The organism is uncultured Shewanella sp., assembly GCF_947491715.1.
In the GTDB taxonomy this organism is placed as follows: Bacteria; Pseudomonadota; Gammaproteobacteria; order Enterobacterales; family Shewanellaceae; genus Shewanella.
In genome coordinates this window covers 57,167-71,272 of sequence record NZ_CANLKR010000007.1, presented here as the reverse complement: position 1 = coordinate 71,272, position 14,106 = coordinate 57,167, and the positions used below count along the sequence as shown (strand labels likewise).

Sequence of the window (14,106 nt, the reverse complement as noted above, 5' to 3'; positions counted from 1 at the left end):
AGTGAAAAAAACCTCCTTGTTACCCTTCCGCTTAATATTAACTATGGTCTCTCTATTGTTGTTTGCTCTCACAGGATGTGCATCCGACCCTCATGAGTCAGATGCGCCCAAGCTCGGCTCCGGTGCCAGTTTTATGCAAATTGCGTGTGTAGACTTCACTGATATGGATAAAGCGCAAATTGAGGCCGATCTAAAGAAGTACCAAGGCTGGAACAAAATTTATGAAGTCGACGATGTCACCTTAAATGATGCTATCCCTAAAGATGCTCATTTAAAAAATCTTCCTAGTCATGGCATGGTCTGCTTTGAAAAGCCGGATGAGTAGGTGGTCGCTTTAATGGAGTAAGTAACTATTTTTTTTGCCTGCTTTATATTTAAAGAATAGATACAAAGTTATACATTTTGATGATGTATTTTTGATAGTTTGAAGTAAATTTGATAGATATTACCCGCCAATTCGATCATATTGTGAGCAATTAAAACAATTGAAGTTATTTCAGAATTAAGGTTTTCTATGTTGGATTATCGAGATGTTTGGTTAAATAGCTTTGCTAGAAGGGTAGGTATGACTGGTTTACGTTTTGATGATAAAGGTATTTGTCAGTTATCACTTGATCAGGAGCTTATTTTAACTTTATCGAAATCTACATATGAGCATCATCTTGTGATTTTTGGTCAACTACCCGTGGCGAATTTATCAAATGATGTGATGAAAAAGCTCTTAATAGAAAATAGAAATAGCGCTAATCAATTAGCGCCAGTGGTTTCTTTATCTGAGTCAGCCGATGCCATTGAAGTTAATTTGCTTATGAGCGAAGAAGATCTTAATTGTGGCAAGGAAGGTGTTAATTTAGTTATTCATTGTTTAGAGTATTGGCGTTCAGTTGTTTTTGACACAGATGTTCCGGTTGTTTCTTCAAATGTAACGTCTTTTAATTTTATTTGAGGTAAAATATTAATGACAATTTCTATTGATAATTTGCAAGCAATACATCAACAAAATTTGAATGAAGTTATTCTTGATGGTGTACTTAAAGTGGGCGATAGAAATTATGAAGTTAAACAAATTAATAATACGATTAGTGTTACTCGTTCTGGCCTAGAAGAAACATCAACATTAGGGCGAATGGCTAATGCAGTGTATGATTTTTTTGCTCGAATGCTAACTTCAGGTGAGAGTGCAATTACGACAAGGGCTTGTCAGCTAACCAATTCGCTGCAGGAAATGAATAATATTAATCAATCGGTTGATGCTGTTTTAACCGAAGTAAATTTTGCTAATAGTGTTTTAAAAAATGGCCATTCAAGAGAAAATCATATTGAAACCTGTATTGAGACAATGGGTGAAGATTCTAAAGATCAAGGGCAAATCAGACAGTTATTGAATGACCCAAATTATAGTAGTGCGTTGTTTTCGAGTATTACTGAATGTCCTAATGACGGTTCCAGATTTATAGCACATTTTGGTGACAATGAAATTGTGCTCAGTAATCGTGCTGGTGGTACTGGAGAATATAGAGGAGTTCTCTTGAGAGAACAGTTGGAAAATACCGAATATGACTCTTTGACTGAGCTGATTTCTCAGAATTACTTGACAGAAAATGATTCAATGTTGATTTATTCAGCTACGGGTATAAAAAATAAACTGAAAGCAGTAACAAGTGAATTTCCACACTTAAGACAGCAGGTTATTGATAAATTACAAGATGAAATGATTGGTAATATTAATTTTGGTACTTTTTGCAGCGATGCTAAGTCGTTAGATTAATTATCTTAACTATCTTACATTTTATAGTATAAAAAGCTTAGAAATAATATCTTTCTGAGCTTTTTTGGTTTTAGATAGATTTAAATTAGCAGTGGGTTTTGGACTAAAGTCGAGTGTGTTTTTCGAAAGTTTATGATTAATCTGATAGCCAAATATCGGTCGTTTTTGCAACAATTCCTCACTAAGAGACGAGAGTGTTGGATTTTGGACTGATTTTGAAAGGGTAAACAAACAGGTTAACGCATGATTGATTTTAGAGACAAATGGCTTAAAGGGCTTAAAATTAGCGGCACAGATCAATTTTTTACTTTTGATGAGAAGGGCATTTGTCAGTTAGCGGTCAATGATGACATGCTTGTTACGCTATTTAAGCCTGAAGCGGGTTACCAAGTCACGATTTTTGGCCAGTTTCATGTGGGGGAACTGTCCCCATCTATGCAACAAAGTATGCTGATCGCCAATAGAAATAACGCGATTAATGCGGCGCCGATTGTCTCGCTTTCTGAAAATGCTGATGCGGTAGAAGTACACTTGGTACTTAATCAGCAAGAACTTAGGTTAAAGCCCAGTGTTAGCCTTGAAAAAGTGATCGACGGACTGAAATATTGGCGAGAGCAAATTCGTAATGAAGTAGGAACGCCACAGCGTTTGCAGTCTAATCAAGTTAATAACAAGCCACAATCCACATCGAATCATATCCATTTTATTTAAGAGAGAATAGTATTATGTCTGGTATTACACCTGATTTAGGTTTGAACTCATCGGTTTCAGTTTCAAATTTTTATACCGAATTAAAAATGGAAGCTAATGAAACGATAATTAAAGGGATTTTAGACAGTATTGGTAAAGACAGTGTTCACCTTGAACAATTAAAGAAAGCGGAAAGTGCGGAAATCACCCAAAAAAGTCAGCAGTACTCATCTGCTATACGAGGGTTACAGTCAGAAACTTATAAATTTTTTACCACGCCAGATGTTGCAACAGAGAGTGCCTTTAAGCCTAATTCGACTCAACTTCAAGGACGCAATGAAAGTGATGAGTTGCGTGCGAGAATGCAAAATCTAGAGGGCATGAGAAGACAAGGTGAAGTAACAAGCATACAAGGTGATGATCGCGTGTAATGACGCAGTCTGATTAGGTATATTTGCCGCTTTAATGATATTTTAGTGATATGTTGTTTCGATTGATGGAAGAAAAAATCACTTGAATCTATTTGAAGTGGTGTGCTTAATATTCACCTTAGTCATAGGGATGAGTATTATTATCTCGACACTAAAGGTTGGGATTTCACCTATGCCGAGTAGCGCTAAGGTGCGCCGAGCCATGCTCGAGCAGCTTAGTGTCGATAATGATACCCAAGCCATTGCGGATTTAGGCTCAGGATGGGGCCATGTGAGTATTGCCATTGCTAAAGCTTATCCGAATGTAAAAGTGACAGGTTTTGAGCTGTCTTTCTTTCCTTGGTTGGTGTCTGTGATGTGGGCAAAACTGGCAGGGTTGAGTAATATCACTTTCAAACGAGAGAATTTTTTAACGGTTGATTTGTTACCTTTTCAGATTTATTGCTGTTACTTATTTCCAAAGGGCATGCAGCATCTTGCAAGCAAGCTTAAGCAACAAAGATACACCCAGCCAATGCAGGCTTCATCTCATCGCCAATTAATCAGTAATACCTTTGCTCTGCCTGATCATCGGCCTATACGTACCACAAAAGTAACGGATCTGTATCGCACTAAGGTGTATACCTATCATTTGTAGCGATATAGCGCTATGGATATCACCGCTAGGGCTTAGCAAATGCCTTTAACACCACTTGTGCTACTCGATCTAATTCTTCTTTCGTCGCGCCATTAGTGACTTGAATAGCCATGCCTTGTAAGACTGTGATTAAATATTTAGCCAGCACGCAAGGGTTGGTATCTTCTGTTAAATCGCCTTCTTGGTGTGCACGCACGAATCGTTGGTACAACTTTTCTTCATTTTCACGACGTCTTTGAATAAGGGCTTCTTTAACACTTGCTCCTGACTCACTACAGGTTAAGGCACTTTGCACGATAATACAGCCTTGGGGGTGCTCTGTGTTTGTTAAGCTCATCGCAGCCCCTTTGAGCATGAATAAGGCAACATCATAGGCGGTTTTTTGCTCTAGAGCGGGTAAAAAATACCCACAAGGACGCTGCTCGTAAAGATCAATGGCTTTTAAAAATAACTGTTCTTTATTACCAAAGGCGGAGTATAAGCTGGGCTTGTTAATGCCCATTGCTTGGGTTAAATCCGCCAGTGAAGCCCCTTCATAACCTTTACGCCAAAAAACATCCAATGCTTTTTCTAACGCTTGCTCTAGATCAAAGGCGCGAGGACGACCTATTGACTGACCATTGCACGTTGGAGACATATTGTTTTCCTCTTTCTAGGACACATTCATTGACGTTTTAAATGATGCGCTATTGCATACTATTTCGACGGCTTGTCTATTCGCTTTTAGCCATTCTGGCTATTTTATCACATAAATAAAATATTTTCATACCAATCAGTACAAAAAATGTTGACAGAGATTAAAAAATCGTTATATTTACCGATCGGTACATAAACATATTATTCACCCTTGAATAATCTCAGTTCAAGGTGAGCAAATAAATTAGGGGCATTGCCATGAGTAAACAATACACTATGAGACTTTTTATTTTAAGCAGCATTACGGCCTTAGTGTTAACAGCTTGTGGAGGTTCTGAAGTGAACGCTCCTGCCTCTGCAGCAATGCCCGCACCGACAGTAGATGTGGCCGATGTGGTGTCGCAGCGAATAACGGAATGGGATCAATTTACGGGCCGTTTGCAAGCGCCACAGACGGTACAGCTGATGCCAAGAGTGTCAGGTTATATTCAAAAGGTGAACTTTAAAGAAGGGGCGCTCGTCAATGAAGGAGAGTTATTGTTTCAAATTGATGCAGCGCCTTTTAAAACGGAAGTCTCACGCCTACAGGCGCAATTAAAGAGCGCTACAGCGGCGAAAAAATTAGCCGATAGCGAATATGCTAGGGCTGAAAAATTATATCGTAAACAAGCAGTATCTGAAGAGACCTTAGAAGCACGTTTGGCCACTAAACATCAAGCGGCAGCCAGTGTGAATTCGCAGCAAGCGGCGCTCACTCGTGCTCAGTTAGATCTTGCGTATACGCAAATTAAAGCGCCGATCACAGGCAGAGTGTCTTATGCACAAGTGACTGCGGGCAACTATGTCACAGCGGGGCAAACAGAGCTGACTCGACTCGTGTCCACAGAGAAAATGTATGCTTATTTTGATGTGGATGAGCAAAGCTACCTTGGCTATACCCAATTAATGAACAAGGCTCGATTAAAGGGTGAACAAACCCAAGGCAGTCAAGTGTATATGGCGCTCGCGAATGATAAAGACTACCGTCACTTAGGCCATATTGATTTTGTGGACAATGCCATCAATCCACGCACAGGGACCATACGTCTTCGAGCAACCTTCGATAATGACGATCAAAGTTTATTACCTGGCTTATTTGCTCGAATTAAGCTTATGAGTGGTGATGCTTATCAAGGTATTTTAATTGATGAAAAAGCCATTGGCACAGACTTGAATAATAAATTTGTATTGGTCGTCAATAATGAACAAAAACTGGAATACCGCCCTGTGGTACTCGGCGAGAAAATCAATGGGCTACGTATTGTTAGCAGTGGCTTAACAGCCAATGACAAGATAGTCGTAAATGGACTGCAGCGAGTTAGACCAAGCATGCAAGTAACAGAAAATAAAGTAGAAATGGCAACAAAAGCGCAACTGACTCAATTGCAGCGTGAGCAACAACTCTTTGATGCAAATAGCGACGATGCCCTAACAGTTAATACTGCCTCACAACCAAATCGCGGATAAAAGGAGCGGTTGTATGTTTTCGCAATTTTTTATTAAAAGGCCGATATTTGCGGCCGTGATCTCAATGATTTTTGTGATCACAGGCATGATTGCTGTTTGGCAATTACCCATTACAGAATACCCAGAAGTGGTTCCGCCAACGGTGGTAGTGACAGCGAATTATCCTGGTGCTAACCCTAAAGTCATTGCCGATACGGTGGCATCGCCCCTTGAGCAAGAGATTAATGGCGTAGAAGACATGTTGTATATGTCTTCTCAAGCCACCTCTGATGGTCGTATGACGCTGACGATTACTTTTGCCATTGGCACCGATGTCGATAGAGCACAAACACAAGTGCAAAGTCGGGTGGATAGGGCAAAACCGAGATTGCCACAAGAAGTGCAGCGCTTAGGGATCATTACCGAAAAGTCCTCACCGGATTTAACCATGGTGGTGCATTTAACCTCTCCCGATGACCGTTATGACATGTTGTATTTGTCAAATTATGCCGCGCTTAATGTCAAAGATGAGTTAGCCCGCATTGAAGGTGTGGGGGCGGTGCGCTTATTTGGCGCTGGAGAATACAGTTTACGGATCTGGCTTGATCCGAATAAAGTGTCTGCATTGGGAATGTCTCCAACACAAATTATTGCTGCCGTTCGTGAGCAAAATCAGCAAGCGGCTGCGGGAAGCCTAGGTTCCCAGCCCAGTGGTGATGCAGATTTTCAATTATTGATCAACGTGAAAGGCCGTTTAACCACAGTTGAAGAATTTGAAGATATTATCATTCAAGTGGGCCAGCAAGGCGAAGTCACGCGTTTAAAAGATGTGGCAAGAGTGGAGCTGGGCGCCTCAAGTTATTCATTACGTTCATTACTCGATAATAAAGATGCGGTGGCTATCCCTATTTTCCAGGCGTCAGGGTCCAATGCGATTCAAATTTCTGATGATGTGCGAAGCCGAATGGCAGAGCTGTCTGAGCATTTTCCTGAAGGATTAAGTTACTCGATTGTTTACGATCCAACCGTTTTTGTTCGAGATTCCATCAAGGCTGTAGTCAAGACCTTATTAGAAGCCGTATTGTTAGTGGTGCTTGTGGTTGTGTTGTTTCTACAAACATGGCGCGCTTCCATTATTCCCTTAGTGGCGGTACCGGTATCGCTCATTGGTACTTTTACTTTCATGTACCTTATGGGATTCTCTCTTAATGCATTGTCATTATTTGGTCTCGTACTCGCCATTGGTATTGTCGTGGATGATGCCATTGTGGTGGTGGAAAACGTTGAACGCAATATTGCCGAAGGATTAGCCCCCATTGCAGCGACACAAAAAGCAATGAGGGAGGTGACTGGACCGATTGTCGCAACCACCTTAGTGTTAGCGGCTGTGTTTATTCCTACCGCATTCATGTCAGGACTGACGGGGCAGTTTTATAAGCAGTTTGCATTAACCATTACCATTTCGACATTTATTTCAGCGATTAACTCATTAACCTTGAGTCCAGCATTATCGGCTTTACTCCTAAAAGGCCGTAATGAGAAAAAAGATGTATTAACACGGGGCATGGACAAAGTGTTTGGCACTTGGTTATTTACCCCTTTTAATCGCTTTTTCAATCGTGCGTCTAACGGTTATGTTTGGTTGGTGAAAAAAGTCATTCGTTTAGGGGTGATTTTTGGTGTGCTGTATATTGCGCTGGTTGGCGTTGCTGGATTACAGTTTAATTCGACGCCAACAGGTTATGTACCAGGACAAGACAAGCAATATTTGATTGCCTTTGCCCAGCTTCCTGATGCAGCATCCCTTGATAGAACGGAAGCCGTGATTAAAGAAATGTCACGCATTGCCATGGCGCATCCAGGTGTGGATCATTCTGTCGCGTTTCCAGGGTTGAGTATCAATGGTTTCACCAATAGCCCCAATAGCGGTATTGTGTTTACGCCATTAAAAGATTTTGCCGATCGTACGGATCCGAGCCTATCTGCCAATGCCATTGCCGCCGATTTAAATCGTCAATTTGCGGGTATTCAAGATGCTTTCATTGCGATTTTTCCGCCACCACCTGTTCAAGGGTTAGGCACCATTGGCGGCTTTAGATTACAAATTGAAGACAGAGCGAATCTGGGCTACGAAGAGCTGTACAAAGTCACTATGCAAGTGATGCAAAAAGCCTGGGCAACACCCGAATTGACGGGAGTTTTCTCGAGTTATCAAGTGAATGTCCCTCAGCTTGACTTGGATGTGGATCGCACCAAAGCGAAGCAACAAGGGGTGTCACTCAATGAAGTTTTCCAAACCTTGCAAGCTTATATGGGGTCGACTTATGTCAATGATTTTAATCAGTTTGGTCGAACCTATCAGGTCAATATTCAGGCCGATGAAGCCTTTAGGCAAAGTCCTGAGCAAATCAGTCAGTTAAAAGTGCCTAACAACCAAGGAGATATGGTGCCTCTTGGCTCATTTGTGACCGTGAGTAATATTGCTGGGCCCGATCGTGTGATGCATTACAACGGCTTTACCACAGCAGAGTTAAATGGTGGGCCCGCACCGGGTTACAGTTCAGGTCAGGCGCAAGCTGCCATTGAGAAAATTTTAGCAGAAACATTGCCTAATGGTATGACATATGAATGGACTGAGTTGACATACCAGCAAATTTTGGCTGGCAATACAGGTTTAATTGTCTTCCCGTTGGTGATCTTACTGGTCTTTATGGTGCTTGCGGCACAGTATGAAAGTTTGTCTTTACCTTTAGCCATTATTTTGATCATTCCTATGACCTTGTTATCGGCGATGAGTGGTGTCTTGCTTTATGGTGGTGATAATAATATTTTCACTCAGATTGGCTTGATTGTATTGGTGGGGCTCGCGACTAAAAATGCTATATTAATTGTTGAATTTGCAAAAGAAAGGCAAGATGAAGGCGCATCACCCATGGAAGCCATTTTAGATGCGGCACGTTTACGATTACGTCCTATCTTAATGACATCCATTGCGTTTATCATGGGGGTTGTCCCTATGGTATTTTCAACTGGCGCGGGTGCTGAAATGCGTCAAGCTATCGGTGTCGCAGTGTTTGCCGGTATGATTGGTGTGACCGTGTTTGGACTCTTGCTGACGCCATTGTTTTATTTCTTTTTAGCCAGAAGAGGCGAGCAAAAAGAACACAAAAAACACAAAGCAATCGAACAGTAGTGGAGCCGTGAGTACCAATATGACCTTGTTTTAACCGTCATGTTGGATTCATGTTTTGCTAACTGATTTAAAAAAGCGCCTTTTATAGGCGCTTTTTTATCCTTTCACTTTCAGCTTTGTGACCTTTTTATTGTTCAACTATTCTTATGAGTAATCATTATGCGTCATTATTGTTTAATGATGCTCAATGAAACTGATAACAAAGGAGTGCATTATGTATGTACCAGATATTGATGCCGTAAAAGAAAAAATGGCACAACTCGCGTCAGCAGGTGTATTAGCGCAATGGGAGTTACCTTATGAGAATTTATTAACGCGATTATCGGCGGCCATTTTTTTTGCTGAAGTATCAGATGAGAGTCAGTTAGAGGCGTTATCTGCGGATTTTTCAGACTATGAGTATTTTTTGGTGCAAGTGAATAGTAAAAAAGAGGATGCGCACACTCTGTCACGAATGCGTTATCGAATCACTTTTAGTCAAGAAGAGATCGACAGCTATCGAGAAAAATGTGCGGCTGAGAGTGGGGAGTGAATAACAGGACTCACTCCTCGTTTTTATGGGGGGTATCAGAACAGATCCTATTCATGGTAAAACGTATTTGTTTCAATAAACTTTTGATTATGTTCTTGAATGTAGCGCTTAAAACGTTCTAGTGAGTCAAAGTCTAAATGTGCGGTGCTGAGCTGAGTGTCCTTTTCAATGCCTAATCCTTTGAGTTGCATGGGATCGATGCAGGAAGAGACGTCGAGAATGTAACGGCCATTTTTGGGCGTAAAAGTGGCTAAATGATTACTGAATAATTGGCTAACATGGGCACACAACATAAGGCCATTGGCACCATCGAGCTTTTCTTCTTCATTGCACAGCTCCCACGACTTAATGTGGGTGGCTGTGAGCATACAAGCAATATCCACTAAGGTCACGGCGCAGCGTTCTGATTGCCATAAATCAATCACGTTGCGTCTAAAAATGCCTTGCCCTATTCTGTTATTCACCGCTTCTATTTTTTCGTTCACTGTGTGCGGCGCTTCTAAAATATGGGTTAAATCGAAAGACAAATCGTCTTCGAGCAAGTGTTCTTCTTTGAAATCAGGGTCGACTAAATCCATGAGGACATAGCGGTGATTAGCATAATGATGACTAATATCTTTAGGCTCTTTAAACCAAATTAAATCTTTGGGTTTAAATTTGATATTAAACATGGATAGCGCGGGCGCTTCAGTTAATGAAGTGGGATCGATATCCAGTTCATTCAACTGCGCTTTCATTTCGTCTAACCAGCCTTCTTTTTGATAGGTATCCAGTGTCGCCTGAGCGTCTTTTTCGGTGAGACATAAGGCTCTTTTGATATGACCGACGCACAGCTTGCGGTTGTCTTTTAGCGTGTATAGCCAGATGTTCCATTTATTGCCTTGGAGCCGATTATTATGGGTATCGATAGCGGGTAAAAAAGCATATTTGAAACCGTCAATTTGGTGACTTTGCTCACCTAACCATTCTTCAAAACTGTAACCTTGGCTGTATTCAAGATTTTCTTTATCTGAACTTTTCCCTTCTTTTCCCGAAGGGGATGCCCAATGATGGCTATTCCAGCAAATGCGTGTGATTTTGTTATCCATATAAGCTTATCCTTCTCGCTGTTTATTCATACCCATGAGTATTGGCACTTTTCAATAAACGGGTATTGCTCTCCTCATACTGCTGCTTTTATAAGCTAAAGGCAAAGCCTAATTGATAATGACGCAAGGTGCGAGTGAATTTTGACTTTTTTTATACACCCAAGTGTGTCGATAAGGTTTTTTGGCTATATTTTGCTTATCGATGAATGGACGTGATGCTGAAGGATGGCGATGGATTGGTGTAGAAAGTGCAATCAAGCTAACCTTGATTGCACTTATTGAGCATGGGGCTTATTTTGCAGAAGCGGTTTCAGTTGCCGTTTCAGCTTTAGTTTCAGAGCATTGATACGTATGCAGTGACACTTCGCCTAATTGACGATTGTTTACTGATTGACATTTCTCTGTAGCAGAAGAGAATTGCTCAATGTAGCTGTCAAATGCGGCTTTATTATCATTAGATGTAAAGGCAAACATTTGGCCTGCAATTTCTTCTTTTTTCACTGGAATGGTATTCTTGTCTGCATCGCTGGCCGAGATCACATTGAAGGTTTCTTTTTTCGGGTCGATGGCGACTTGTGCCGAGCCCGTAGATTCATGGTTTGCATTTTCGAACTGAATGTTCATATGCAAGCCAATACCATCATAAATGTCATAGGGTAATTTAAAGCTAATCAAGGCTTTTGACAGCGTGCTGAAAAGGTAGGTCGTGTAGTTGTCACCAAAATATTCATGATAAGCCTTGTTACGTAAATAAGAGGCTTGCATGAAGTCATACACATTAACCTGTTGTGTAAAGCTACCGTAGTAAAGGTATTGATAATCAAAATTAAATGAAGGCTTGGTTGTCAGCATGTGGGCATGAAAATGTGATTTGGTGCCATCAGTCGCTTCTGGGGTCACAACCACAGATTCAGGCATTAATGCAACCAGTGCTTTACGGGCTTCAATGATAGCATTGATATTGTCAGACTCTTCTGCCGTCAAATCGACAGTCATGAGTTCATTAACGGTTTTACCGTATTTATTGGTGACTTGATTCACTTGGAATTTGCTAGCCTGTTCATTTTGGTAATCGACAACCGCAATGACTTCATCCTTGTGTGTTCTTAAGTGGTGTTGTGTTACTGCTTCCATTTGAGTCGGCGAGCATCCATTGCAAGTCAGTAGGGTTGTTTCTGTTGCAGCAGAAACGTTAACAGCGCTGAACAATCCAGTTGCCAATAAAGACAGTGTCAGTGGTTTAATAATTTGCATGGGTAGCCTTTCTAATATTTACTTTTCGTAAAGAGTTTCATGACATTAGGTCACATCGATATAATAGTTATGAGTCGTCTTTTCGCGCAATGAGGCTTAAGTCGAACATTTTTTAATAATCTGTAGCGTAAAAGTTAACTTCAAGAAGGTTGATGATAATGATTATCATTGGTGGTGAGCAATTAGCATTAGGTCGACTAACCTTAAGTCGCAATGAGCAATGGGTTAAGCCTATGGCGGCCGAATCGAGAGCAGATAAGTGAGAGCAGATAAGTGAGAGGAGGCAAGTGAGAAACGAACGGAGAAATGAAGGGAGAAGGAATCGAAAATCAAAAGTAGGACTCTATTCCCATTAATGGCCTAAAAATGGGATTATAGTCCCGTTTTTATTTTAAATACTTAGGTTGAATTTATATTTTTAAAGGACTATATTCCTATTAATAGATTTAAAATGGGATTATAGTCCGTTTATAGGTGAATTCATGGCAAAGAGAGACTTGCATAAAGTATTGTTTCCTAAGCAGCGCAAGGTATTGAGTACTTTTGGTGAAGATTTGCTGTTGGCGATGAAACGTCGTGGTTTCACAAAAAAAATGATCTGTGAACGTACAGGCTTTGATAATAAAACGGTCAATAAGGCATTTGCAGGGGATCCAGGCGTCGCTATTGGTACTTACCTGAAAATAATGGCTGTATTGGGAATGGAAGATAATTTTTCCGAGTTAGCCGCCCTCGATGAAGTCGGTATCAAGCTGCAAAATATTAAACTCTTGGATGGTGGTAAATGAGCCGCAGTGTCGTTGAGGTTTATGCTTCTTGGGACCCCATAGCGATCCCCTTATTGCTTGGAAAATTAACTTACAGTGATTCTAGCCGTGGTGGGGTATTTAGTTTTGCGTATGACAATACATTTTTAAAATCGGCATATCGCTTACAGATAGATCCACTACTTACCCTTCATAGTGGTGAATTGTACAACGATGCTGCCGATAAAAACTTCCGCGCTTTTTTGGACTCTTCACCGGATCGCTGGGGGCGAATTCTCATGCAGCGCCGAGCTGCGATTGAGCACCGCAAAGGTTTACGAAGCAGTGGTCGCTTAAGTGAGTTGGACTATTTATTGGGCGTACATGACTCGTACCGAATGGGGGGGATCCGATTCAAGCGATCCCACTCACAGGATTTTCTTGATAACAATGACGAATTTTCAGCGCCTCCCATGGCGTCATTAAGAGAGCTCGAACACGCTGCTATTCAAATTGAAAAAGATGAAAATATTGAGAGTGATGAGTACTATCGCTGGCTCAATATGCTTATTTCCCCCGGCTCTTCGTTGGGCGGGGCAAGGCCTAAAGCGTGCGTCACCGATGAACATAACCAACTTTGGATAGCTAAATTCCCTAATCAAAATGATACTGTTGATGTCGGAATCTGGGAAATGCTGTGTTACGAGTTGGCATTGGCCGCAGGGATTGAGATGTTTTCAAGTGAAATACGCAAATTTTCATCGCAGCATCATACCTTTATCACTAAACGTTTTGATCGTGTTGGCTGCAAACGACTTCATTTTTCATCGGCGATGACGCAACTTCAATACTATGATGGTGAGCCTTCCGAAGGCGCCAGTTATCTTGAAATCGCGGAGTTCCTGACTAACCAAGGTGCACAAACCAAGATGGATTTAGCTCAGCTATGGCGTCGAATCGTGTTTAATATTGCGATATCCAATACCGACGATCATCTCCGTAATCATGGTTTTCTATTAACGAGTCAAGGATGGAAGTTATCGCCAGCTTACGATTTAAACCCCATTGTCGGCAAACAAGGGTTACACCTAAACATTACCGATACCGCCAATGCCCTAGATTATGGTTTAGCATTTGAGGTGATCGATTTCTTTCGTTTAACGCATGCTGAGGCTACTCAAATTTATGATGAGGTACTGAATGCAGTGAAAAAATGGCGACAAGTCGCGGATCGCTTGGGGATAAGCAGGACGCAGCAATTAATGAAGCAAGCAGCCTTTAATGTGTAGTCGATTTTATATGAGTCCGTTTTCGCCAGCTTTATTTTACAAAGGCTTCATCGAGTTGTTTGTACAAATCTAATGATTTTTCTGACTCGGTTTTAATGTTGTGTCTTTTTATGCAACAAGGCTGCTAGGTTTGAAGGTGATGGGGAAGATGAGAGGAAGGTGATGGATTTTGTAAAGAGTGGAGTTTTGTAGAAGTGGAGAGAGAGTTGAGGGCTCAGGTTGAAAGTGGAAGGGAGTAGGGGGGGTAGAAGAGTAGGAAAAAGGGAGGTTGAGGAATTGAGTCATTTACAGCAATTCCTTACATCGCGTCTTTGGTATCACGAAAAATATAAAGGAAGGGTTTAAATAATCATTTCC

14 protein-coding genes are annotated in these 14,106 nt (G+C 41.2%); 11 read left to right on the top strand and 3 right to left on the bottom strand.

The window, feature by feature from the left end; all coding sequences use genetic code 11:
• Position 1 precedes the first annotated feature (1 nt).
• From Q0779_RS07775 to Q0779_RS07750, 6 genes are all read left to right on the top strand, one after another.
• Complete coding sequence (locus Q0779_RS07775; RefSeq protein WP_298771306.1) at positions 2–325, top strand: hypothetical protein; 324 nt, start codon at positions 2–4, stop codon at positions 323–325.
• Positions 326–514: 189 nt separating this feature from the next.
• Positions 515–946, top strand: a complete 432-nt coding sequence (locus Q0779_RS07770) for a CesT family type III secretion system chaperone (RefSeq protein ID WP_298771304.1) — start codon at positions 515–517, stop codon at positions 944–946.
• Between the two features lie 12 nt (positions 947–958).
• Positions 959–1,768: a hypothetical protein gene (locus Q0779_RS07765; RefSeq protein ID WP_298771302.1), complete on the top strand. Its 810-nt coding sequence runs from the start codon at positions 959–961 to the stop codon at positions 1,766–1,768.
• A gap of 243 nt (positions 1,769–2,011) precedes the next feature.
• Positions 2,012–2,479, top strand: a complete 468-nt coding sequence (locus tag Q0779_RS07760) for a hypothetical protein (RefSeq protein ID WP_298771300.1) — start codon at positions 2,012–2,014, stop codon at positions 2,477–2,479.
• Between the two features lie 14 nt (positions 2,480–2,493).
• Positions 2,494–2,889: a hypothetical protein gene (locus tag Q0779_RS07755; RefSeq protein WP_298771297.1), complete on the top strand. Its 396-nt coding sequence runs from the start codon at positions 2,494–2,496 to the stop codon at positions 2,887–2,889.
• A gap of 82 nt (positions 2,890–2,971) precedes the next feature.
• Entirely contained in the window at positions 2,972–3,526 is a 555-nt protein-coding gene (locus tag Q0779_RS07750) for a class I SAM-dependent methyltransferase (RefSeq protein WP_298771295.1), read from the top strand.
• A 25-nt stretch (positions 3,527–3,551) separates the two neighbouring features.
• On the opposite strand, the gene Q0779_RS07745 is transcribed toward Q0779_RS07750, so the two are convergent.
• Complete coding sequence (locus tag Q0779_RS07745; protein ID WP_298771293.1) at positions 3,552–4,163, bottom strand: TetR/AcrR family transcriptional regulator; 612 nt, start codon at positions 4,161–4,163, stop codon at positions 3,552–3,554.
• Positions 4,164–4,420: 257 nt separating this feature from the next.
• Here Q0779_RS07745 and Q0779_RS07740 point away from each other — a divergent pair, with 257 nt between their 5' ends.
• From Q0779_RS07740 to Q0779_RS07730, 3 genes are all read left to right on the top strand, one after another.
• Positions 4,421–5,668 carry an efflux RND transporter periplasmic adaptor subunit gene (locus tag Q0779_RS07740; RefSeq protein ID WP_298771291.1) on the top strand — a complete coding sequence of 416 codons (1,248 nt, stop codon included), beginning with the start codon at positions 4,421–4,423 and terminating at the stop codon, positions 5,666–5,668.
• 13 nt (positions 5,669–5,681) lie between these two features.
• Positions 5,682–8,840 carry an efflux RND transporter permease subunit gene (locus Q0779_RS07735; protein ID WP_298771289.1) on the top strand — a complete coding sequence of 1,053 codons (3,159 nt, stop codon included), beginning with the start codon at positions 5,682–5,684 and terminating at the stop codon, positions 8,838–8,840.
• 214 nt (positions 8,841–9,054) lie between these two features.
• Positions 9,055–9,372: a hypothetical protein gene (locus Q0779_RS07730; protein WP_298771287.1), complete on the top strand. Its 318-nt coding sequence runs from the start codon at positions 9,055–9,057 to the stop codon at positions 9,370–9,372.
• 47 nt (positions 9,373–9,419) lie between these two features.
• Here Q0779_RS07730 and Q0779_RS07725 read toward each other — a convergent pair whose 3' ends face one another.
• Both Q0779_RS07725 and Q0779_RS07720 read right to left on the bottom strand, forming a co-directional pair.
• A complete protein-coding gene (locus Q0779_RS07725; protein ID WP_298771285.1) occupies positions 9,420–10,460 on the bottom strand; it encodes an HNH endonuclease signature motif containing protein in 1,041 nt (346 codons plus the stop codon).
• Between the two features lie 291 nt (positions 10,461–10,751).
• Entirely contained in the window at positions 10,752–11,714 is a 963-nt protein-coding gene (locus tag Q0779_RS07720; protein ID WP_298771283.1) for a hypothetical protein, read from the bottom strand.
• A 482-nt stretch (positions 11,715–12,196) separates the two neighbouring features.
• Here Q0779_RS07720 and Q0779_RS07715 point away from each other — a divergent pair, with 482 nt between their 5' ends.
• The gene (locus Q0779_RS07715; RefSeq protein ID WP_298771282.1) at positions 12,197–12,502 is read left to right on the top strand and encodes a transcriptional regulator; all 306 of its coding nucleotides are present in this window, start codon (positions 12,197–12,199) and stop codon (positions 12,500–12,502) included.
• On the top strand, positions 12,499–13,749 hold the full coding sequence (locus Q0779_RS07710) for a type II toxin-antitoxin system HipA family toxin (protein WP_298771280.1): 1,251 nt from the start codon (positions 12,499–12,501) through the stop codon (positions 13,747–13,749). Before Q0779_RS07715 ends, Q0779_RS07710 begins: the two co-directional genes overlap by 4 nt.
• The last annotated feature ends 357 nt before the right edge of the window (positions 13,750–14,106 follow it).

Coding starts and splice junctions, on each gene's coding strand:
- Q0779_RS07770 (WP_298771304.1), top strand. CDS start 515: ATGTTGGATTATCGAGATGTTTGGTTAAATAGCTTTGCTAGAAGGGTA.
- Q0779_RS07765 (WP_298771302.1), top strand. CDS start 959: ATGACAATTTCTATTGATAATTTGCAAGCAATACATCAACAAAATTTG.
- Q0779_RS07760 (WP_298771300.1), top strand. CDS start 2,012: ATGATTGATTTTAGAGACAAATGGCTTAAAGGGCTTAAAATTAGCGGC.
- Q0779_RS07755 (WP_298771297.1), top strand. CDS start 2,494: ATGTCTGGTATTACACCTGATTTAGGTTTGAACTCATCGGTTTCAGTT.
- Q0779_RS07745 (WP_298771293.1), bottom strand. CDS start 4,163: ATGTCTCCAACGTGCAATGGTCAGTCAATAGGTCGTCCTCGCGCCTTT.
- Q0779_RS07740 (WP_298771291.1), top strand. CDS start 4,421: ATGAGTAAACAATACACTATGAGACTTTTTATTTTAAGCAGCATTACG.
- Q0779_RS07735 (WP_298771289.1), top strand. CDS start 5,682: ATGTTTTCGCAATTTTTTATTAAAAGGCCGATATTTGCGGCCGTGATC.
- Q0779_RS07730 (WP_298771287.1), top strand. CDS start 9,055: ATGTATGTACCAGATATTGATGCCGTAAAAGAAAAAATGGCACAACTC.
- Q0779_RS07725 (WP_298771285.1), bottom strand. CDS start 10,460: ATGGATAACAAAATCACACGCATTTGCTGGAATAGCCATCATTGGGCA.
- Q0779_RS07720 (WP_298771283.1), bottom strand. CDS start 11,714: ATGCAAATTATTAAACCACTGACACTGTCTTTATTGGCAACTGGATTG.
- Q0779_RS07715 (WP_298771282.1), top strand. CDS start 12,197: ATGGCAAAGAGAGACTTGCATAAAGTATTGTTTCCTAAGCAGCGCAAG.
- Q0779_RS07710 (WP_298771280.1), top strand. CDS start 12,499: ATGAGCCGCAGTGTCGTTGAGGTTTATGCTTCTTGGGACCCCATAGCG.